This window comes from Pseudobutyrivibrio sp. ACV-2 (genome assembly GCF_900107545.1).
GTDB lineage: Bacteria > Bacillota > Clostridia > Lachnospirales > Lachnospiraceae > Pseudobutyrivibrio.
Genome location: NZ_FNQZ01000001.1, coordinates 460,756 through 480,956, shown reverse-complemented (window position 1 = coordinate 480,956; position 20,201 = coordinate 460,756). Strand labels below are relative to the sequence as shown.

22 protein-coding genes are annotated in these 20,201 nt (G+C 39.6%); 18 read left to right on the top strand and 4 right to left on the bottom strand.

Features of this window, described 5'->3' with window-relative positions; all coding sequences use genetic code 11:
* Positions 1–5 precede the first annotated feature (5 nt).
* From BLV53_RS02205 to BLV53_RS02120, 18 genes are all read left to right on the top strand, one after another.
* The gene (locus BLV53_RS02205; RefSeq protein WP_090296466.1) at positions 6–1,265 is read left to right on the top strand and encodes a saccharopine dehydrogenase family protein; all 1,260 of its coding nucleotides are present in this window, start codon (positions 6–8) and stop codon (positions 1,263–1,265) included.
* 68 nt (positions 1,266–1,333) lie between these two features.
* Positions 1,334–2,476 (top strand): carboxynorspermidine decarboxylase, encoded by a 1,143-nt coding sequence (gene nspC, locus BLV53_RS02200; protein ID WP_090296463.1) that lies wholly within the window; start codon positions 1,334–1,336, stop codon positions 2,474–2,476.
* Positions 2,477–2,504: 28 nt separating this feature from the next.
* A complete protein-coding gene (gene aguA / locus BLV53_RS02195; RefSeq protein WP_090296461.1) occupies positions 2,505–3,599 on the top strand; it encodes an agmatine deiminase in 1,095 nt (364 codons plus the stop codon).
* Between the two features lie 32 nt (positions 3,600–3,631).
* Positions 3,632–4,507, top strand: a complete 876-nt coding sequence (gene aguB, locus BLV53_RS02190; protein ID WP_090296458.1) for an N-carbamoylputrescine amidase — start codon at positions 3,632–3,634, stop codon at positions 4,505–4,507.
* A 66-nt stretch (positions 4,508–4,573) separates the two neighbouring features.
* Complete coding sequence (locus BLV53_RS02185) at positions 4,574–5,167, top strand: HD domain-containing protein (protein ID WP_090296455.1); 594 nt, start codon at positions 4,574–4,576, stop codon at positions 5,165–5,167.
* Entirely contained in the window at positions 5,167–5,925 is a 759-nt protein-coding gene (locus BLV53_RS02180) for an SDR family NAD(P)-dependent oxidoreductase (protein WP_090296453.1), read from the top strand. Before BLV53_RS02185 ends, BLV53_RS02180 begins: the two co-directional genes overlap by 1 nt.
* Positions 5,926–5,932: 7 nt before the next feature.
* A complete protein-coding gene (surE, locus tag BLV53_RS02175) occupies positions 5,933–6,649 on the top strand; it encodes a 5'/3'-nucleotidase SurE (RefSeq protein WP_090296450.1) in 717 nt (238 codons plus the stop codon).
* Between the two features lie 40 nt (positions 6,650–6,689).
* Complete coding sequence (locus tag BLV53_RS02170) at positions 6,690–7,064, top strand: Asp23/Gls24 family envelope stress response protein (protein ID WP_090296448.1); 375 nt, start codon at positions 6,690–6,692, stop codon at positions 7,062–7,064.
* Positions 7,065–7,173: 109 nt separating this feature from the next.
* Positions 7,174–7,599, top strand: coding sequence for a transcription antitermination factor NusB (nusB, locus tag BLV53_RS02165; protein ID WP_090296446.1), 426 nt, complete (start codon positions 7,174–7,176; stop codon positions 7,597–7,599).
* Positions 7,596–8,804 (top strand): exodeoxyribonuclease VII large subunit, encoded by a 1,209-nt coding sequence (gene xseA / locus BLV53_RS02160; protein WP_090296444.1) that lies wholly within the window; start codon positions 7,596–7,598, stop codon positions 8,802–8,804. The genes nusB and xseA overlap by 4 nt, the downstream gene beginning before the upstream one ends.
* 15 nt (positions 8,805–8,819) lie before the next feature.
* Positions 8,820–9,044, top strand: a complete 225-nt coding sequence (xseB, locus tag BLV53_RS02155; RefSeq protein WP_090296443.1) for an exodeoxyribonuclease VII small subunit — start codon at positions 8,820–8,822, stop codon at positions 9,042–9,044.
* Between the two features lies 1 nt (position 9,045).
* The gene (locus tag BLV53_RS02150) at positions 9,046–9,939 is read left to right on the top strand and encodes a polyprenyl synthetase family protein (RefSeq protein WP_090296440.1); all 894 of its coding nucleotides are present in this window, start codon (positions 9,046–9,048) and stop codon (positions 9,937–9,939) included.
* Between the two features lie 6 nt (positions 9,940–9,945).
* The gene (gene dxs / locus BLV53_RS02145) at positions 9,946–11,808 is read left to right on the top strand and encodes a 1-deoxy-D-xylulose-5-phosphate synthase (protein WP_090296438.1); all 1,863 of its coding nucleotides are present in this window, start codon (positions 9,946–9,948) and stop codon (positions 11,806–11,808) included.
* A 1-nt stretch (position 11,809) separates the two neighbouring features.
* A complete protein-coding gene (locus tag BLV53_RS02140; protein WP_090296435.1) occupies positions 11,810–12,607 on the top strand; it encodes a TlyA family RNA methyltransferase in 798 nt (265 codons plus the stop codon).
* Positions 12,607–13,452 (top strand): NAD(+)/NADH kinase, encoded by an 846-nt coding sequence (locus BLV53_RS02135; protein ID WP_090296433.1) that lies wholly within the window; start codon positions 12,607–12,609, stop codon positions 13,450–13,452. Before BLV53_RS02140 ends, BLV53_RS02135 begins: the two co-directional genes overlap by 1 nt.
* Positions 13,453–13,908 (top strand): arginine repressor, encoded by a 456-nt coding sequence (gene argR, locus BLV53_RS02130; protein ID WP_090296430.1) that lies wholly within the window; start codon positions 13,453–13,455, stop codon positions 13,906–13,908. It abuts the gene before it with no gap.
* 39 nt (positions 13,909–13,947) lie between these two features.
* Positions 13,948–15,627: a DNA repair protein RecN gene (gene recN / locus BLV53_RS02125; RefSeq protein ID WP_090296429.1), complete on the top strand. Its 1,680-nt coding sequence runs from the start codon at positions 13,948–13,950 to the stop codon at positions 15,625–15,627.
* Positions 15,628–15,733: 106 nt separating this feature from the next.
* A complete protein-coding gene (locus BLV53_RS02120) occupies positions 15,734–16,390 on the top strand; it encodes a DUF5688 family protein (protein ID WP_090296426.1) in 657 nt (218 codons plus the stop codon).
* 44 nt (positions 16,391–16,434) lie between these two features.
* On the opposite strand, the gene BLV53_RS02115 is transcribed toward BLV53_RS02120, so the two are convergent.
* Genes BLV53_RS02115 through BLV53_RS02100 form a run of 4 tightly spaced genes read right to left on the bottom strand, consistent with a single transcriptional unit; the run spans position 16,435 to position 20,174 of the window.
* Entirely contained in the window at positions 16,435–17,502 is a 1,068-nt protein-coding gene (locus BLV53_RS02115) for an ABC transporter substrate-binding protein (RefSeq protein ID WP_090296423.1), read from the bottom strand.
* Positions 17,502–18,290 (bottom strand): ABC transporter permease, encoded by a 789-nt coding sequence (locus tag BLV53_RS02110; RefSeq protein ID WP_090296421.1) that lies wholly within the window; start codon positions 18,288–18,290, stop codon positions 17,502–17,504. Before BLV53_RS02110 ends, BLV53_RS02115 begins: the two co-directional genes overlap by 1 nt.
* Positions 18,287–19,114 (bottom strand): ABC transporter permease, encoded by an 828-nt coding sequence (locus BLV53_RS02105; protein ID WP_090296419.1) that lies wholly within the window; start codon positions 19,112–19,114, stop codon positions 18,287–18,289. Before BLV53_RS02105 ends, BLV53_RS02110 begins: the two co-directional genes overlap by 4 nt.
* Positions 19,107–20,174, bottom strand: a complete 1,068-nt coding sequence (locus BLV53_RS02100; RefSeq protein WP_090296417.1) for an ABC transporter ATP-binding protein — start codon at positions 20,172–20,174, stop codon at positions 19,107–19,109. The genes BLV53_RS02105 and BLV53_RS02100 overlap by 8 nt, the downstream gene beginning before the upstream one ends.
* Positions 20,175–20,201: the final 27 nt, after the last annotated feature.

Below are 20,201 nucleotides of genomic sequence, written 5' to 3'. Positions count from 1 at the left end.
AATATATGGCAAGATTATTAATTATTGGATGTGGTGGAGTAGCACAGGTTGCAATATCAAAGTGCTGCCAGAACAGTGATGTTTTTGAGGAAATTATGATTGCAAGCCGCACAGTTTCAAAGTGCGAGGCAATGAAGGAAAAGCTTGAGGGTACTACAAAGACAGTTATCAAGACTGCGCAGATTGATGCAGATGATGTGGAGGCTCTTACAAAGCTTATAAAGGATTATGCTCCAGATGCTGTCCTTAATGTAGCACTTCCTTATCAGGATCTTACTATTATGGATGCATGTCTTGCTGCAGGAGTTGATTATATCGATACAGCAAACTATGAGCCAGAGGATACAGATGACCCTAAATGGAGAGAAATCTATGAAAAGCGCTGCAAGGAGCTTGGCTTTTCTGCATACTTTGACTACAGCTGGCAGTGGGCTTATGAGGACAAATTTAAAAACGCAGGCTTAACAGCCCTTCTTGGAACAGGCTTTGATCCTGGTGTAACCTCTGTTTTTGCAGCATATGCAAAGAAGCATTATTTCGATGAAATTCACACCATCGATATTTTAGATTGCAACGGAGGTGACCATGGATATCCATTCGCTACAAACTTTAATCCAGAGATTAACCTTCGTGAGGTTTCTGCTCCAGGCTCTTATATGGAAAATGGCAAGTGGATTGAAATCCCCGCAATGAGCATAAAGCGTGAGTATGATTTTGATGGTGTAGGTAAAAAGGATATGTATCTTCTTCACCATGAGGAGATTGAGGCACTTGGACGTAACATGCCAGAGGTTAAGAGAATCAGATTCTTTATGACCTTTGGACAGAGCTATCTTACACATATGAACTGCCTTGAAAATGTTGGTATGCTTTCTACAACACCTATAAACTTTAATGGACAGGAAATTGTGCCAATTCAGTTCTTAAAGGCTCTTCTTCCAGACCCTGCATCACTTGGTCCTCGTACAGTAGGTAAGACAAATATCGGCTGTATCTTTACAGGTATCAAGGATGGCAAGGAACGTTCTATCTACATTTACAATGTATGTGACCATCAGGAATGCTATAAGGAGGTTGGCTCACAGGCCATTTCCTATACAACTGGTGTACCAGCGATGATTGGTGCCATGATGGTAGTTACAGGCCAGTGGAAGAATCCTGGCGTATTTACTACAGATGAATTTGATCCAGATCCATATATGGAAGCTCTTAACAAGTGGGGCTTGCCATGGCAGGTTGTAGAGAATCCAGTTCTCGTTGATTAATAATGTGGCTGGCTTGGTGTTTGCCAAGCTGGCTTGTTTTGTAATAAAAGTAATTTGGAGTGTGAAATATGCTGGCAGATGTTAAAACACCTTCATACGTCATAGATGAAAATAAACTAATAGATAACCTTAAGATTTTACAGAAAGTGCAGAAGGAGGCAGGCTGTAAAATTCTTCTTGCCCAAAAGGCGTTTTCAAATTTTGCTCTTTATCCCCTTATAGGAGAGTATTTAGCCGGAACTACAGCAAGTGGTCTGTATGAAGCAAGGCTTGGCTTTGAAGAGATGGGCAAGGAAAATCATGTATTTGCTCCAGCCTATAAGGAAGCCGACATTGATGAACTGATTAAAATTTGTGACCATATAATTTTTAATTCTGTTAATCAATTGGTAAAATACAAGGAAAAATGCCTTGCAGCAGGGGTTGAAATAGGACTAAGAGTAAATCCACAGTGTTCTACTCAGGAGGACCATGCTATTTATGATCCATGCGCAAAAGGCTCAAGGCTAGGTGTTACGGCAGATAGACTAAAGCTTGAACTAGATAGGGATTCTTCTGTGCTAGATGGTGTTAGCGGCTTACATTTTCATACACTCTGTGAACAGAATTCAGATGATTTAGAGACGACCTTAGTGGCTGTTAAGGAAAAGTTTGGAGAATATCTACATCAGATGAAATGGCTTAACATGGGTGGAGGTCATCACATCACAAGAGCGGATTATGATATAGATAGATTGGTACACTTGATAAAGGATGTAAAATCAGAGTATGACCTTTTAGTTTATTTAGAGCCAGGAGAGGCTGTTGCGCTAAATGCAGGCTATTTTGTTACAGAGGTTTTAGATATTGTAGATAATGATATTAAAACTCTTATTTTGGATGGCTCTGCAGCCTGCCATATGCCAGATGTACTTGAAATGCCATATCGTCCCCCACTTAGAGATTCAGGAGAGTGGGGTGAAAAGCCATTTGAATACAGGCTAAGCTCTTATACCTGTCTTGCTGGAGATATCATTGGAGATTATTCATTTGATACAGAAATTAAAATCGGTGACAGACTAATATTTGAAGATATGGCTATCTATTCTATGGTCAAAAACAATACCTTTAATGGTATCCCTTTACCTGATATATATTTGCTTGAGCAAGATGGCACCACAGAATTGATTAAGAGATTTGGTTATGAAGATTTTAAAAACAGATTATCGTAAATACGTATTATAAGGACAGCAGTATCAGATGAAAATAAATAGTACACCTAAAATCGATAAATATTATATGCCTGCTGAGTACAGTCATCACAAAGGCTGTATTATGATTTGGCCGGTGCGCCCAGGCTCATGGCCTCATGGTGGAGTGGAGGCGAAAAAGGTATTTGCAGAAATAGCAAGAGCCATAGCAGAAAGTGAAAAAGTGTGGATGCTTGCTGATGAGGATTATATTTCAGAGGTAAAAAAAGAATTTAGGGAAGATGAAAATATTTATCCTATGCTTATCCCTACTGATGATGCATGGGCAAGAGATGTGGGTCCTACATGTGTAGTCAGTGGAGATTCTGTGAGAGGGATAGACTGGCAGTTCAATGCATGGGGCGGTGAGTTTGATGGCCTCTATGCTCATTGGGATAAAGATGATGCAGCAGCTGCTTCTATCTGCGAAGAGCTTAGCATGGACTACTATGATGCACATCCATTTGTGTTAGAGGGTGGCAGCATACATAGCGATGGGGAAGGTACTGTTATAGTTACTGAAGCCTGCCTTCTAAGCAAAGGACGAAATCCTGCTTTAGATAAAAATCAAATTGAAGAAAAGCTAAAAGAGTATCTTGGAGCTGAAAAAATAATATGGCTTCCACATGGAATATACAATGACGAGACCAATGAGCATGTAGACAATGTATGTGCGTTTACAGGTCCAGCAGAAGTGGTACTGGCATGGACAGATGATAAATCTGACCCACAATACGCTATGAGTGAGGCTTGCTTCAAAGTATTAGAATCAGAGTGTGATGCGAAGGGAAGAAGCTTTAAGATACATAAGTTGCCTATCCCTAAAAATCCTGTATGTATCACAGCGGAAGAATTAGAAGGATATGAATTTGAAGAGGGCGAGGATGTTAGAGAAACAGGAGAACGTCTCGCTGCAAGCTATGTCAATTTTTATATTTCAAATGGTGGGATTATAGTTCCTCAATTTGATGATGAAAATGATAAAGTTGCCGTAGATACTTTACAGAAACTATTTCCAGATAGAAAGATTTATCCTATATATGCCAGAGCCATTATTGTGGGTGGCGGAAATATACATTGTATTACACAACAGATTCCAGGCTAGTAAGTTTGGCCTGAACATTCAGGAGGAAAGGCATGAGACAAGTGACAGTTGCAGCAGTGCAGATGAAATGCACTACAGTTGTTTCTGAAAATATAAAAAAAGCAGATGATATGGTAAGAGAGGCCGCAAAAAAAGGCGCCCAGATTATATTGCTTCCAGAGCTTTTTGAAAGACAATATTTTTGTCAGGAACGTAAATACGAATATTATGATTTTGCAAAAAACTTAGAGGAAAACGATGCGGTTAATCATTTTAAAGTATTGGCAAAAGAGTTATCGGTGGTTATTCCTGTAAGCTTTTATGAAAAACAGGGGAATGTACTTTACAATTCTGTTGCAGTTATAGATGCTGACGGTACAGTGCTTGGAGTGTACAGAAAGACTCATATTCCAGATGATCATTTTTACCAGGAAAAGTTTTATTTTACACCAGGTGATACAGGCTTTAAGGTGTGGAATACAAAATACGGCACAATAGGTGTTGGAATTTGCTGGGATCAGTGGTTCCCTGAGACAGCCAGAGCCATGGCGGTACAGGGGGCAGAGATTTTACTATATCCTACTGCTATTGGCAGCGAGCCTATTATAGAATGTGACAGTATGCCTCATTGGAGACGCTGTATGCAGGGCCATGCCGGCTGCAATCTTATGCCGGTTGTAGCTGCCAATCGAATTGGTCTTGAGACGGTAGAGCCTTGCAAGGAAAATGCGATGCAATCCTCAAGTCTAAACTTTTACGGAAGCTCATTTATGACTGATGAAACCGGAGAAATCCTTGAAAGTGCTTCAAGAGATGCTGAGGAAATATTGATTCATACTTATGATTTTGATGAAATAGCTGTTAACAGACTTAGCTGGGGACTCTTTAGAGATAGAAGACCAGAATGCTATGGGGATATAACTTCTTAATGACCAAACAATGGAATTGTCTTCATGAATCTATGTTATACTGATACTGAAAAGGGAGAGAAGACTATGGATGAAAGACTTAAAAAGCAGCTTGATTTTGCTTTAGAAATTGATAAAGAGAAAAACATTTTCAGACAGACCCATTTATCAGGTCATGGCAGAAATGAAAATGATGCGGAGCATGCCTGGCACATGGCGATAATGGCATATTTATTACGTGAGTATTCAAATGAACCTGTAGATATAGCAAAGGTTATGCTGATGTGTCTTATACATGACATTGTAGAAATAGATGCCGGCGATACTTATGCCTATGATGCTGAAAATCTTAAGACCCAAAAGGCCAGAGAAGACGCAGCTAAGGAGCGTATTTTTTCAATTCTTCCAGAGGATCAAAAGGCTGAGCTTGTAGCACTTTTTGATGAGTTTGAAGCTTATGATACTGCTGAATCAAAATTCGCTCATGCTATGGATAATCTTCAGCCACTCATGCTTAATAATAACAATGGTGGAGCTGATTGGAGAGAGCATCAGGTGAGTTCAAAGCAGGTTCATGGCAGACAGGATAAAACAAAGCTTGGCTCCAAAAAGCTTTTTGAAGTAGTTGACGATATAATTAAACAAAACATTGATAAGGGAAACATCAGGGAGGACGAGTAATGAAGACTGCGCTTATCACAGGAGCAACTTCAGGTATTGGTAATGAATTCGCAAGGCAGCTTGCAGACAGGGGCTATAGGCTCATTGTCACTGGAAGGAGACAGGACAGGCTCGAACAGTTAAAAAGTGAGCTTTCGGTTCCTGTAGATATTTACGTGTTTGATCTAAATAAAAAGAAGGAATGCTACGAGCTGCTTGAAGCACTACAGGATGAGACTATCGATGTTTTTATAAATAACGCAGGTTTTGGACTGGCCGGTTCATTCCTTGAGACAGATGTAAAAAGAGAAGTGTCTATGATTAAGGTTAATGATGTGGCAATGCATATTCTTTTTAAGGGGATTTTGCAGATGATGCAGCAGGATGGCGGCGGTCATATTTTAAATGTGGGCTCATCTGCCGGACTTCTTCCAGCTGGTCCTTATATGGCCACCTATTATGCATCAAAAGCATTTGTGGTCAGTCTTACAAGAGCAGTTGACTGTGAATTAAAGGAAAAGAAAAGTAATGTGCGGGTAAGTGTCCTTTGCCCGGGCCCTGTTAATACTGAATTTAACGATGTGGCTGATGTTGTATTTTCTTTAAAGGGGATTAGCCCAAGACAGTGTGTAAAAGAAGCATTAAAGGGAATGGATAGAAAAAAGGTAGTGATTGTTCCATCTCTTAGAATGAAGCTTGCTACTATATTTTCACATATTGTGCCATATCCAATCCTTATAAAAATCACAGCAGGACAGCAAAAGAAAAAACTGGGGTAGAGTGCATATGAAAATTCTTATTACAAATGATGATGGTATTGAGGCAGATGGAATTATTCGTCTGGCAAGAGCAGCAAAGGAATTTGGAGAGGTGTGGGTGGTAGCACCAGAAAGTCAAAGGAGTGCAGCAAGCCACAGTATTAGTCTGCACAATGAAATAGATGTATATCCCTGCATAGATTTTCCAATCGATGGTGTACATGCATTTTTCTGCAGCGGGACACCAGGGGATTGTGTAAGGGTTGGAAGCCTTAGTGTGATGCCGGATAAGCCAGATGTGGTTCTTTCCGGAATTAATTTCGGCTTTAATGTTGCCAGCGATATTCAATATTCTGCTACTGCAGGGGCTGCATTTGAGGCTACATTTCAGGGATATCATGCCATTGCTTTTTCTGAGGGCTGTCATTGTCATGAGGTGACAGATAAATATATCAAAGAAATATTAAAAAAGCTTCTTAATGAGCCACTTCAGCCAGGCTATATTCATAATGTGAATTTTCCAGATTGTCCTTTAGGAGACTGCAAGGGAATACTCTATGACAGAAAGGTCTCTAGAGGTATGTTTTACAAAGACCATTACAATCTTGTAGAAGAACTGGATGATGGCGGAAAAAGATATATGGTGGAGGGAGTTTATATCCCTGAAGCAGAGGCTGGAACGGATTTTGAGGCCATTTTGAATAACTATATTTCTGTCGGTGTTGTAAATAATGTGGGATATTGATATAATTACTCTAGTTTTTCTATGATTTTAGGAGGCGAATATGGCAGAGAATAAGAATTTTGTTATAAATGTAAATGGCGACGGAGGGGTTAATATCTCTGAAGAGGTTGTAGGGATCATCGCAGGCCTTGGTGCAGTTGAGGTAGAGGGCGTTGAATCACTTGCTGGCAACCTTACAGCAGAGACCATATCTAAAGCTGGACAGGGTAAGCTTGCAAAGGCAGTCAGAGTAGTTGATGATGAGCCAGGTAAAATCGTTGTTCGCATGGCTATCAACATGAAATATGGTTATGAGATTCCAAAGGTATCAGGAATGGTACAGGAAAAGGTTAAGCAGGCAGTTGAGACTATGACAGGTCTTGTAGTTACAGCAGTAGATATCAGAATCGCTACTGTATCTGTTGCAAACAACTAATGACCGCTTATTTATTTTTTATTCATTTTACTGTATAATTATGGGGTGCTATCATGAGATAGCATCCCTATATTATTCTAAACACAAAGATTTTTCAGGAGTATTATTTATGAATAGACACGAAGTTAGAAAAGAAGTATTCAAAGCTGTCTTTATGAATGAGTTTCATGACACTGAGGATATGAAGGATGTTGTTGACACATTTCTTGAGGGACGTGATAATGCCGAATCCGAAGATTTAGCTAAAAATAACAAAACCCCAGAGGATGAAAGCTACATCAAGACAAAGGCTGAGGATATCGTTGCAAAGATTCCTGAATTAGATGAAATGATTAACAAATCTGTAGATGGCTGGAAGACCAGTCGTATGGCAAAGGTTGATCTTACTCTAATCAGACTTGCTTTATATGAAATCAAAATCGAAAATATTCCAGTTGGAGTTGCTATTAATGAAGCAGTTTCTTTAGCTGATGAATTTGGTTCAGACAGCTCAGCAAGCTTTGTTAATGGAGCATTAGCTAAATTAGTACAATGAATAAAAATGTATACAGTGTCTCTCAGGTAAATACATACATTGAGCGTATGTTTACAGATGATTTTATGCTGGGCAATCTTTCCCTCACAGGAGAGGTCAGCAACTGCAAATACAATCATACTGGACACATATACTTTACTTTAAAGGATGACAAGGCTGCCATTTCCTGTGTTATGTTTGCCGGTAAACGAGCAAAGGGCCTAAAGTTTCAAATGAAGGATGGTGACAAAATCGTTGTCACTGGCTACGTTGGAGTGTACAAGCCTTACGGCACATACCAGGTATATGCAAACGAAATTGAGCTTGCAGGTGTAGGTGATTTATATAAGCGATTTGAAGCTTTAAAGGCTGAGCTTGAGGAAAGTGGAATGTTTGATTCCATGTATAAAAAGCCATTGCCTACTTATGCTATGAAAATAGGTGTGGTAACCGCACCTACAGGAGCAGCAGTTCATGATATCATCCGTGTTTCAAAGACCAGAAATCCATTTGTTCAGATAGTGCTATATCCGGCACAGGTACAGGGAGAGGGGGCGGCAGCTTCTATCATTTCAGGAATCAATTGTCTGGATGCAATGGGGCTCGATGTGATTATTGTAGGACGTGGAGGTGGTTCCATCGAGGATTTATGGGCCTTCAATGAGGAGCCGGTAGCAAAAGCTATTTTTCATGCTCAGACACCTATTATTTCAGCAGTTGGTCATGAGACAGATTTTACCATTGCAGATTTTGTTGCAGACAAAAGAGCTGCCACACCATCACAGGCAGCTGAACTTGCTAACTTCGTATATACGGATTTCGCTAATCAGCTTGATAGATATTCTGACAGAATTAATCGTGCCTTCGATTACAAGCTGGGAGCCTGTGAGGAGCGCATCAACAGCTTAAGGCAAAGATTGCAGCTGCTTCGCCCAGAGAACAAAATCAAGGCAAATGAAGAGCGACTTAAGCATTTAAGCATCCGTCTTCAAAATCTTATGGATGCAAAGCTTGACAGATATTCAAACAGACTGATTGCAATATCAGGAAGATTAGACGGACTTTCCCCTGCTAAAAAACTGGCAGCCGGCTTTGGATATGTTACAGATGCAGATGGAAAGCGTGTGGATAGTGTATCACAGCTAAAGCAGGATGATACAATTCTCATTCGTATTAAGGATGGACAGATAACAGGTAAGGTCTTCGAGGCCAAACCTTTACAATAAATCAGGAGATTTAAAATGGAAGAGCGTAAGGACGGTACAATTGAAGAGAGCTTTGAAGCTTTAGAGGATATCATTACAAAGTTAGAGTCATCAGACATTTCTTTGGATGAGTCCTTTACTTTATATAAGGCAGGAATGGAAGAATTAGCAAATGCCAATTCCAAAATAGAACAGACCAAAAAGGCTGTTATGGCTATCAGTAAAGATGGCAGCCTGGAAGTCTTTGAAGAGGAAAACTAACATGGAATTTAAAAATGAACTTAGTCTCAGAGTAGAGGCGGCAGAAGATGTTGTTTGCAGATTTCTACCAGATGTAGAGGGGATGCAAAAGACTATTTTTGAAGCCATGGAATATGGTGTTACAGCTGGAGGAAAAAGGCTCCGTCCAATCCTGATGAATGAGACCTTCCAACTTTTTGGTGGCAAAGGTGATGTTATTGAGCCTTTTATGGCAGCTATAGAAATGATTCATACTTATTCACTTATTCATGATGATTTGCCAGCCATGGATAATGACTCTCTTCGCAGAGGCAAGCCTACAGTACATATTGCCTTTGGCGAAGCGATGGGAGTTCTTGCAGGTGATGCTCTCTTAAATTACGCTTTTGAAACGGCGCTAAATGCTTACGATGCAGACACAGATGTGAAGTCTGTGACTGAGGCTATGCGTATACTTGCCAGAAACGCGGGTGTGTTTGGCATGATAGGCGGTCAGGTAGTGGATGTTGAGGCTGAAAAAAAACAACTTGAAGTCACAGAAGATATGCTTCATTTTATTTATGATTTAAAGACTGGTGCTTTAATAGAGGCTTCTATGATGATAGGAGCTGTCCTTGCAGGTGCCACAGAGTCTCAGGTGCAAGCTATCGAAGGCATTGCGAAAAACATTGGCCTTGCCTTCCAAATCCAAGACGATATTCTTGACATCGAAGGAGATGAGGCAACCTTAGGCAAGCCTATAGGTTCAGATATTAGAAATGAAAAGAGTACCTACGTTACTTTCGCAGGTATGGAAAAATCCAAAGAAGAGGTAAAACGTCTCACAGATGAAGCCATAGCAGAGCTTAATAAATTACCAGTTCACAACGAATTCTTGGTTGAATTATTAAGCTATCTGGTTTACAGAGACAAATAAATAGATATGGTCCTTGAAAAGATAAAGCAACCTAATGATATAAAGAAGCTCAGTGAGCAGGAGCTAGAGATACTCCCAGGAGAAATCAGACAGTTTTTGATAGAGCATCTTTCAAAAACTGGCGGTCATCTTGCGTCAAATTTAGGTACTGTTGAGCTAACAATCGCATTACATCTGCTTTTAGATTTCCCTAAGGACAAACTTGTTTGGGATGTGGGACATCAGGCGTATACTCACAAAATCCTCACTGGTAGAGCTGATGAGTTTGAACATCTCAGACAATATGGCGGTATCAGTGGTTTTCCTAAAAGATGTGAGAGCGAATGTGACAGTTTTGATACAGGTCATAGCTCTACATCTATCTCAGCGGCGCTAGGCTATAGTATGGCCAGAGATCTAGCTGGTGATAATTATAAGGTGTGCGCTGTAATTGGAGATGGAGCCCTTACAGGAGGTCTTGCATATGAAGCACTTAATAATGCTTCACGACTTAACAAATCCAACATGCTTATTATCTTAAATGATAATGAGATGTCTATTTCTAAAAACGTAGGTGGAATGTCTACTAATTTAGAGCGACTGCGCACCAGTCAAAAATACGTAGGACTTAAGAATAACGTGATTTCCTCTTTGGAAAACTGGCCTAATGGTGAAGGTATCATAAGAAAAATACGTAGCACCAAAAATGGAATCAAACAGCTGATGGTTCCAAACATGGTTTTCGAGGATTTAGGAATCATGTACTTAGGTCCTGTGGATGGTCACAACATTAAAGCTTTGCTTGAAACCTTTGAGATGGCCAGCAAAATCAAAGGACCGGTTTTGGTTCACGTTATCACTAAAAAGGGAAATGGATATGAACCAGCGGAGCGACATCCATCTCGCTTCCATGGTACCGATATATTTGAAATAGAGACAGGACTTCCAAAGCGTAGCAATAGCCCTGGATATACAGACGTTTTTTCCACTGTCATGAGAAAGATGGGAGACAGAAATCCTGAGGTAGTAGCTATCACAGCTGCCATGGCAGAAGGCGCAGGTCTAAAGCGCTTTAGAAATATGTTTCCAGAGCGATTCTTTGATGTAGGTATTGCAGAGGAGCATGCTGTTACATTTGCTGCAGGTCTTGCACTTGGCGGTAGAGTTCCAGTGTTTGCTGTATATTCATCATTTTTGCAGCGTGCCTATGATCAGATTTTAGAGGATGTTTGCCTGCAAAATCTTCATGTAATATTTGCTATAGATAGAGCGGGTCTTGTTGGGGCAGATGGAAGCACACATCAAGGTGTATTTGATGTATCTTTCCTTACAGCTATGCCAAATATGACTGTTATGGCGCCAAAGAACAAATGGGAGCTTTCAGATATGATGAAATATGCTGTATCTGAGCACAACGGTCCAATAGCTATCAGATACCCTAGAGGAGAAGCATACTGTGGCCTTAAGGAACATAGAGATCCAGTTGCTTTGGGCAAGGCTGAGGAAATAAAGTCAGGCTCAAAGGTAATGCTTTTTGCATATGGTTCTATGGTTAAAAAGGCGGAAGAGGCGGAAAAGCTTCTTTTGGAAAAGGGAATAGATGCAGGTATCTGTAATGCCCGTTTTGCAAAGCCATTCGATAAAGAATACCTTGATGGAATTAAAGATAAATACGATTTAATTGTAACCTTAGAAGAAAATGTGACAACTGGTGGTTTTGGTCAGCAGGTTCAGGCATATTTATCAGACATCGGTTACAAGGGTAAGGTCCTTAAAATTGCAATTCCAGATGAGTTTGTTCCTCATGGTAGTGTAACCCTATTGTTTAAGGAGCTTAAGATGGATGCTCAGTCAATCACTGAGCGTATATTAGAGAGTTTAGGAAATTAGAATGAAAGAAAGACTTGATATAGTTTTAGTAGACAGAGGCTTTGCTCCTTCTAGGGAAAAGGCAAAGACCATGATTATGGAAGGCAATGTCTTTGTAAAAGGAAACAGGGAAGATAAGGCAGGCACCAAAATTGATGTTGATGCTGATATTGAAATACATGGTCAACAGCTTAAGTATGTAAGCCGTGGTGGCCTAAAGCTTGAAAAGGCAATGACCCATTTTGATATCACGCTTGATGGCAAGGTATGCATGGACATTGGTGCATCCACAGGAGGATTTACAGACTGTATGCTTCAAAACGGAGCTACAAAGGTATTCTCTGTAGATGTTGGCTATGGTCAGTTTGCATGGAAGCTTCGTCAGGATCCAAGAGTTGTTTGTATGGAAAAAACCAACATACGCTATGTGACTCTTGAGGACATAGGAGAGCAGCTTGATTTTGCATCTGTTGATGTATCCTTTATCAGCCTCACTAAGGTTTTAGGACCAGCAAAAGCACTTCTTAAGGATGATGCTGAAATGGTTTGCCTGATTAAACCACAGTTTGAAGCTGGCCGTGAAAAGGTCGGTAAAAAAGGTGTGGTTAGAGACCCTGCAGTTCATGAAGAGGTTATAAACAACATCATAGATTTTGTTAAAGAGATAGGTTTTTATGTGCTCCACCTGGAATTTTCTCCAATCAAGGGGCCAGAGGGAAATATCGAGTATCTGATTCATATTTCAAACGCCGACAAAGAGGGGGAAGCTATTGATGTTGCTGCTACAGTTGCAGCGGCTCACGGCAGCTTAGACAAATAATGAAAAGCTTTTTAATTGTTGCAAGGTCTTTTAGCGATTTACATGAAAAATATATAGGCATCATTAGAGACTATATTAAGAGCCATGGTGGCATGTGCATCCTTGATTTGGATACCTGCTCAGACAGTTCTGATACCCAAATTACAGTAGATGATGATATTGAATGTATTATCACTGTAGGAGGTGATGGAACTGTTGTCAGGGTTGCCCAAAATGTTAACAACCGCAATGTGCCGATAGTTGGATTGAATTGCGGTCATCTGGGATATCTTTGCGATATGACAGTTGAAAATGTGGAGCATTGCCTGGATCAGCTTTTAAGTGACAATTATAAAATAGATAAGCGTATGATGCTTGAAGCAGTTTGTTCTACTGATTCTAAAAACTGCTACAGAGCATTAAATGATATAGTTGTGGTTCCTGTTGCTGCAGGGCTTTATGTTCTTAATCTTACTGTTAAGGTTAATGGCATTCAGCTTTATTCACATAACTGCGATGGACTTATTGTTGCAACACCTACAGGCTCCACAGCCTACAATCTTTCAGCCAATGGGCCAATAGTCAGCCCACACGCTGATTGTATAATTCTTACACCTATAAATCCTCATACTCTTAATTCAAGAAGTATCATATTGTCTTCAAGTGATGAGGTAGAGGTTTCAATTTCAGCTCGACATGATGAGGATGATCCTGTTGCAAATATCGTATATGACGGTACCTTAAGGCAGACACTTCACAAAGACGAGACACTTAGAATATATCGTTCATCTGTGACATCACACATGGTGATGCTTGAAAATGTAAATTTCTTGGAGCGTATCAGAGCAAGAATGCAGGAGATTTAGATGAAAATTGAAAGACAGACAAAGATATTAGAATTAATAGTTAAAAACGAAATAGGTACCCAGGAGGAGCTTACAGCCAAGCTAGAAGAAGCGGGCTTTAATGCAACTCAGGCTACCGTTTCCCGCGACATCAGGGAAATGAAGCTTACCAAAGTAGCTGATGGCACAGGGAAGCTTCGTTACGTCGCCTTTAAATCTACAGAGGACGACATGAATGAGAAATATATTCGCATTTTCTTAGATGGATTTGTATCTATGGACAATGCGTCAAATATATTAGTTATCAAGACTGTTTCAGGTATGGCAATGGCAGTGGCGGCTGCCCTTGATCATATGGATTTCCCTGAGATAGTCGGTTCGATAGCAGGTGATGATACCATCATGTGTGCTATTCGTTCAATTGATGACACAGTACTCTTGATGAGTAAGCTTAAAAAGATAATTGAAAAAATGTAGGAGTGCAATTCCTAGTGTTAGTTAGAAAAGGAGAATAATATGCTAGCTAGTTTGCACGTAAAGAATTTAGCCCTCATAGATGAGGAAGAGATTGTTTTTTCAAAGGGGTTAAACATCCTGTCAGGTGAGACAGGTGCAGGAAAATCTATTATACTTGGAGCACTTCATTTGAGCCTGGGGGACAAGGCATCAAAGGATTTTCTTAGGGATGCCGATTCAGAGGCTTTTGTGGAGGCAGTATATCTTGTAAATGATGATGCCACAAAGGAAGCACTTAGAGACCTTGGGGTAGAGCCTTATGATGATGAAGTCATTATGAGTCGCAGGATTACAGATTCCCGCAGTGTGGCCAAAATAAATGGAGAGCAGGTTCCAGCTGCAAAGATGAAGCAGGTGGGAGATATTTTGCTTGATATCTATGGTCAAAAGGAGCATCAGTCACTTCTTAATACCCATAAGCATATGGAATTCCTCGATGAATTTGCCAAAAATGATATTGGAGATTTGAAGGAAAAGGTAGCCAACGCCTATAAGGAATACAAGGCTTTAATTCAGGAGTTGGAGTCTGCGAAAAAAAGCGATATTTCCAAGGAACGTGAAATTGTTCTTTTAGACCACGAGATTAATGAGATAGAAAGCGCCAATTTAAAGAGCGGTGAAGACGAGGAGCTTGAAGAAGAATACAAGCGTCTTTCAAATTTCAGCAAGACCATGGAATACTTCCAGAGAGCCCATGAAGCAATAGCAGGTGATGCTGGAGCATCTGATGCCTTAAGCTCAGCCATTTCTGATTTGCGCCATATAGAGGCTTTAGATGAAAAGGCTGTTGATTTGCTGGCAATGCTTAATGATGCTGATAGTATTATCTCAGATTTCAATCGTGAGCTTTCAGGCTACATGTCAGACACTTCCTTTGACGGAGCCAGGTTTAATGAAGTTGAGGTTCGTCTGAACGAGATTAACAGATTAAAGGATAAATATGGACCTACCATCGATATCATTCTTGAGGAGCTTAAGGACAGACAGGAAAAGAAAGCCAAATTTGAAAGCTTTGATGAATATCTATCAGAGCTAAAGGAAAAGGTTTCTGTAGCTACAAAAGAGCTTGAAGGTCTTTCAGAAAAGCTTTCAGCCATTAGAAAAAAGAATGCTAAAGAGCTTGCTAAAAAAATGAGGATAGCTATGAGCGACCTGAATTTCCTTAACAGTGAATTTGATGTGGAGCTAAAGCGATTGGATCATTTAACAGAAAATGGCTTTGATGAAGGTCAGTTTGTAATATGTACTAATCCTGGAGAACCACTCAGACCACTTAAGGATATAGCATCAGGTGGTGAAATGAGCCGTATTATGCTTGCTATAAAGACTGTTCTTGCTGCAGATGGTGGAATAGATACTCTTATTTTTGATGAGATAGATGCTGGTATTTCAGGACGTACAGCACAGGCTGTATCTGAAAAGCTAAGCACTGTTGCCAAAAATCATCAGGTAATTTGCATTACACATCTTCCTCAGATTGCTTCAATGGCTGACACACATTTTCTTATTGAAAAAAGTGTTGCAAATGGTCATACCATATCAGGTATTAAAAAGCTTATGGAGGATGAAACTATCACAGAACTTGCAAGAATGCTCGGAGGTAGCGCGATAACAGAAGCTGTTATGACCAATGCAAAAGAGATGAAGGATATGGCTAAAAGTTATAAAAATAATGCTTGAAAAAATATTTATAGCTGATATAATAAATCCGCATGGTTCTCATGCGGATTTTTGTTTTTTCGTTTTTTATCCCACTTGATTTATGTCTATTTAGTTTGGAGGCTAAATGGCATACATTAAACTTTATAAGGAATTTGCTCCCGAAGTTAGGGAAAATATTGTATTCAAGGTAATTAATAGAAACAAGCATAAAGAATTGTTAAATAAGGTCCCATATATCGAATACCTGGACTTGGCAATTGTGTTTTATTATTATTTGCCTGACCAATACTCTAAAGAGGGAGAGCGTCTCATGATGATAAATAATGAGATGATTGAAATGTGGCAGGCAGACATTGGTACTTTAATGGAAGCAGCAATATGTAATACACCAAGGATTTTTGGTTTTAAATTCAGGGGTATTCTAAATACAATAGCATCATTCTTGGAGGATGATTCAATGCTTTCTCTTGTTGAAGATGAGGAGAATTATACACCGATTTATGTCGCAACAAATAATATTGCTTTTAACGGAGCAGCTGTTATGCTTTATAAGGATGCTTTAAAGGCAATTGCTTCAAAACTTAAGTCTGATTTATATATCATTCCGTCATCTATTCATGAAATTATAGTTGTAAAAACAATTGAAGGATGTGAATTTTCTACAGATGCAATAAAAGAAATGATTTACAATATAAATCGAAATGAATTACCACCAGAAGATTTTCTTAGTGATAACTTATATTTCTATAATAGAAAGACTGGGGAACTTGGTATAGCATAAGATATAAATAAAGCGTCTGGGAATAATCCTAGACGCTTTATTAATTAGAATGCTTTTAATTTTTTCCAAAGATTGGTTGTGTAATCAAGTGTTTCGTTGTCGTAGGCTTCATAGAGCTTACAACGGCTTAAGGTTTCTTTTGTAGGGAAGACTGTTTCGTCTGCAAGGGTCTCGGCATCTTCATGGGCGGCCACCTTTGTGTTTGGAGTGGCATACCATACATATTCAAAGTTTTCTGTGGCAGCTTCTTCCTCACACATAAAGTCTATCCATTTCATTGCAGCATCATAATGCTTGCAGGTTCTAGGAATGAACCATGAATCAATCCAAAGATTTCCACCTTCCTTTGGAACTGTATAGGCTAAGTCTTCATTGTATTCCATACCCATGGCAGCTTCGCCTGAGTAGCATACGGCCATGGCAGCATCTTCAGAAATCATGCATTCATAGGTTTCGTCCTGAAGATATGCATAGACATATTTTTTCTCATCGCATAATAGCTTATATGCTTCATCAAGTTCTTTTTTATCAGTGGTATTGATATCGTAGCCAAGCTTTTCAAGGGCTACCATGAAGGCATCGCGCTGAGAGTTAATCATTACGATTTGATTTTTAAAAGCCGGGTCCCAGAGGCTGTCCCAAGAGGAAACAGTTTGCTCATCTACCATATTGGTATTGTAAAGAATACCTACGGTGCCATAAAAATAAGGAACGGTATACTTGTGAGTAGGATCAAATGCTTCAGAGGCATCTATAATGGCTGGATCAATGTTTTCATAGTTTGGAATAGAGCTGTAATCGATTGGAATAAGCTCGCCCTCCTGCCTAAGGGTTTCTATCATGTAATCTGAGGTGCATATTACATCATAGTTGATTGAGCCGGCTTTGTACTTTGCATACATATCCTCAACCTGTTCGTATTCCTCGTATTTAACAGTGATACCGGTTTCTTCCTGAAAGCGTTTTAAAACATCGGCCTCGATGTATTTACCATAGTTTAAAACTACAAGTGTATCAGTATCCTCGGCATCTGAACCGCAGCCTGTAAGGCCAAGTACAGGAGCTAACGTAAATACGATAATGCTAAGGAAGCTAAGTAATTTTTTTTTCATTATTTCGTCTTTGCCTCCTCTTTTGTAGTGCCTTTGTAGTTCGTTACAAATAAAAGTACAAATGCAAATAAAAACAGGATAGTAGAAAGGGCGTAAAGTTCTGGCTGAATGCCTTTTCTAAGCTGTGTGTAAAGCATTGTTGAAAGTGTGTTAACACCGGCACCCTTTGTAAAATAGGTGATGGTGAAATCGTCAAGTGACATGGTAAGTGCCATCAAAAATCCGGATAAAACACCAGGAAAAATTTCTGGCCAAACTACCTTTGCAAAGGCATAGGATGGAGTAGCTCCTAAATCCATGGCTGCTTCAAAGCAGGACTCAGACAAAGACTGAAGCCTTGGTAGCACATTAAATATTACATAAGGAACTGAAAATGCTATATGTGCAAGGACTACAGAAAATGTTCCAAGCGGAGTGAATCTGGTAAACAAAAGCATGAGAGAAATACCAGTAACAATATCTGCATTTAAAAGTGGAATATTTGTGGCTCCAAGCATTATAGCTGCATGTCTTTTCTTCATGTATTGGATACCGATTGCTGCGGATGTGCCAAGCACTGTGGCAAGTATAGATGAAGAAAGGGTTATTTTAATAGTGGTTCCAAGGGCATCCATAATATTATCATTGGATGTGAGATTGAAATACCATTTAAGTGTGAATCCACCCCATACAGTACGTGACATAGAATTATTGAAGGATAAAACTATGAGCACAAGTATTGGTGCGTATAAAAATAAAAATATAAGTCCAAGATAGAGGTATGAGGTACCTTTTTTGATTTTTGTCATACAAGCATACCTCCATTCTCAGAATCGTCAAGTCTGTTCATGATTGACATAGAAAGCAGTACGAAAATCATCAATATGATTGAAAGACCTGAACCTAAATTCCAGTTTCTTGCAAGAGTAAATTCCTGCTCGATAACATTACCAATGAGAAGCACCTTTCCTCCACCTAAAAGATTAGATACAACGAAAGATGAGAGGGCAGGAACAAATACCATAATGATACCTGAAATAATACCATCTCTTGAAAGAGGAATGGTGATTTTGGTAAAGGTGGTAAACCAGTTGGCACCAAGATCTGCTGCGGCCTCTACTACCTGGTCGTTGATTTTTGCAAGGGCATTATAGATTGGAAGAATCATATAAGGTAAAAAATCATAAACCATACCAAGGGTAACTGCAGATTTGGTGTATAAAATATGAATGGTAGGAAGTCCTAAAAATGAAAGGAAGCTGTTTAAAATACCATTGTTTGAAAGGATAATCTGCCAGGCTAAAATACGTAGCATGAAATTCATCCACATAGGAAGAATGAAAAGAAAAACTACAAAAGCCTTGTTGGTGATTTTAAGATTGTGCAAAATCAGTGCAACAGGGTAGGCAAGAACAAGGCAGATAACTGTTGTCATAAAGGCAACCTTGATTGAAAGCCAAAGGGATTTAAGATGAACTGGATCTGCGATGGCTGTAAGGTTTGCTAAGGTGAAGCTTCCAGAGCTTGTAGTAACGGCATAGCCTAAAATATAAAACAGTGGAAGAATGGTGCATATAAGCACCCAGAGGGCATAAGGCGCTGCAAGGAAGCTTGTACGCATTTTATTAGTCATCTTCCTTCATTACCTCCTCATCCTCTGATTCTGGTTTGTTCATGATTTGTATGTTAAATGGAATTACATTCAAGGAAACGTGTTGGCCTATTTCAAAGTATTTAGTGGTATGTACAAGCCATTCGTATTCGCCACATTGAACATCAAGCTCATAGTGAACACCCTTGAACAGACAGTCGGTGATAACACCATCCATAAATCCCTTGCCAGGTGCACCGAGCTCCACATCCTCAGGACGAATTACCACGTCTACAGGCTTCATATTTCCAAAGCCCTTATCTACACAAGGTACCTGTACTCCAAGGAATGAAACCAGCTCATCCTTAATCATAATGCCCTCGATGATGTTGCTTTCACCGATAAAATCCGCTACGAAAGCATTTTCAGGTTCGTTGTAGATATCCTCTGGAGTGCCTATTTGTTGGATATAACCCTGGTTCATGACCACGATGGTATCTGACATGGTGAGGGCTTCCTCCTGATCGTGAGTAACATAGAGGAAGGTGATGCCTACTTCCTGTTTGATTTTCATAAGCTCGTACTGCATGCTTTGACGAAGCTTTAAATCAAGTGCGCCAAGAGGTTCATCTAAAAGAAGTACCTTTGGTTCGTTAACGATGGCACGGGCTATGGCTATACGCTGCTGCTGGCCACCAGAAAGTGAATCTATAGAACGTTTTTCAAAGCCGTCAAGATTAACAAGTTTAAGGGCATACTTTACCTTATCTTTAATGTATTCCTTGGATTTTTTCTGAATATTTAATCCAAATGCAATATTTTCTTCTATTGTCATGTGTGGGAATAATGCGTATTTTTGAAAAACCGTATTGATAGGTCGCAAGTTTGCAGGAAGTGCAGTGATGTCGTTGCCATTAAGATAGATTTTACCAGCATCAGGCTTTTCAAAACCGCCTAAAAGACGAAGAGTAGTGGTTTTACCACAGCCTGATGGTCCAAGAAGTGTAACGAAGGTGTTCTCCTTGATGTAAAGATCAAGCTCATCCAAAACCAGTTGCTTGTCATAGCTTTTTGATACATGGTCAAATTGAATAAATTCCAATTATATAATCCTCCTTTTATAAACCTG

Coding starts and splice junctions, on each gene's coding strand:
- BLV53_RS02205 (WP_090296466.1), top strand. CDS start 6: ATGGCAAGATTATTAATTATTGGATGTGGTGGAGTAGCACAGGTTGCA.
- nspC (WP_090296463.1), top strand. CDS start 1,334: ATGCTGGCAGATGTTAAAACACCTTCATACGTCATAGATGAAAATAAA.
- aguA (WP_090296461.1), top strand. CDS start 2,505: ATGAAAATAAATAGTACACCTAAAATCGATAAATATTATATGCCTGCT.
- aguB (WP_090296458.1), top strand. CDS start 3,632: ATGAGACAAGTGACAGTTGCAGCAGTGCAGATGAAATGCACTACAGTT.
- BLV53_RS02185 (WP_090296455.1), top strand. CDS start 4,574: ATGGATGAAAGACTTAAAAAGCAGCTTGATTTTGCTTTAGAAATTGAT.
- BLV53_RS02180 (WP_090296453.1), top strand. CDS start 5,167: ATGAAGACTGCGCTTATCACAGGAGCAACTTCAGGTATTGGTAATGAA.
- surE (WP_090296450.1), top strand. CDS start 5,933: ATGAAAATTCTTATTACAAATGATGATGGTATTGAGGCAGATGGAATT.
- BLV53_RS02170 (WP_090296448.1), top strand. CDS start 6,690: ATGGCAGAGAATAAGAATTTTGTTATAAATGTAAATGGCGACGGAGGG.
- nusB (WP_090296446.1), top strand. CDS start 7,174: ATGAATAGACACGAAGTTAGAAAAGAAGTATTCAAAGCTGTCTTTATG.
- xseA (WP_090296444.1), top strand. CDS start 7,596: ATGAATAAAAATGTATACAGTGTCTCTCAGGTAAATACATACATTGAG.
- xseB (WP_090296443.1), top strand. CDS start 8,820: ATGGAAGAGCGTAAGGACGGTACAATTGAAGAGAGCTTTGAAGCTTTA.
- BLV53_RS02150 (WP_090296440.1), top strand. CDS start 9,046: ATGGAATTTAAAAATGAACTTAGTCTCAGAGTAGAGGCGGCAGAAGAT.
- dxs (WP_090296438.1), top strand. CDS start 9,946: ATGGTCCTTGAAAAGATAAAGCAACCTAATGATATAAAGAAGCTCAGT.
- BLV53_RS02140 (WP_090296435.1), top strand. CDS start 11,810: ATGAAAGAAAGACTTGATATAGTTTTAGTAGACAGAGGCTTTGCTCCT.
- BLV53_RS02135 (WP_090296433.1), top strand. CDS start 12,607: ATGAAAAGCTTTTTAATTGTTGCAAGGTCTTTTAGCGATTTACATGAA.
- argR (WP_090296430.1), top strand. CDS start 13,453: ATGAAAATTGAAAGACAGACAAAGATATTAGAATTAATAGTTAAAAAC.
- recN (WP_090296429.1), top strand. CDS start 13,948: ATGCTAGCTAGTTTGCACGTAAAGAATTTAGCCCTCATAGATGAGGAA.
- BLV53_RS02120 (WP_090296426.1), top strand. CDS start 15,734: ATGGCATACATTAAACTTTATAAGGAATTTGCTCCCGAAGTTAGGGAA.
- BLV53_RS02115 (WP_090296423.1), bottom strand. CDS start 17,502: ATGAAAAAAAAATTACTTAGCTTCCTTAGCATTATCGTATTTACGTTA.
- BLV53_RS02110 (WP_090296421.1), bottom strand. CDS start 18,290: ATGACAAAAATCAAAAAAGGTACCTCATACCTCTATCTTGGACTTATA.
- BLV53_RS02105 (WP_090296419.1), bottom strand. CDS start 19,114: ATGACTAATAAAATGCGTACAAGCTTCCTTGCAGCGCCTTATGCCCTC.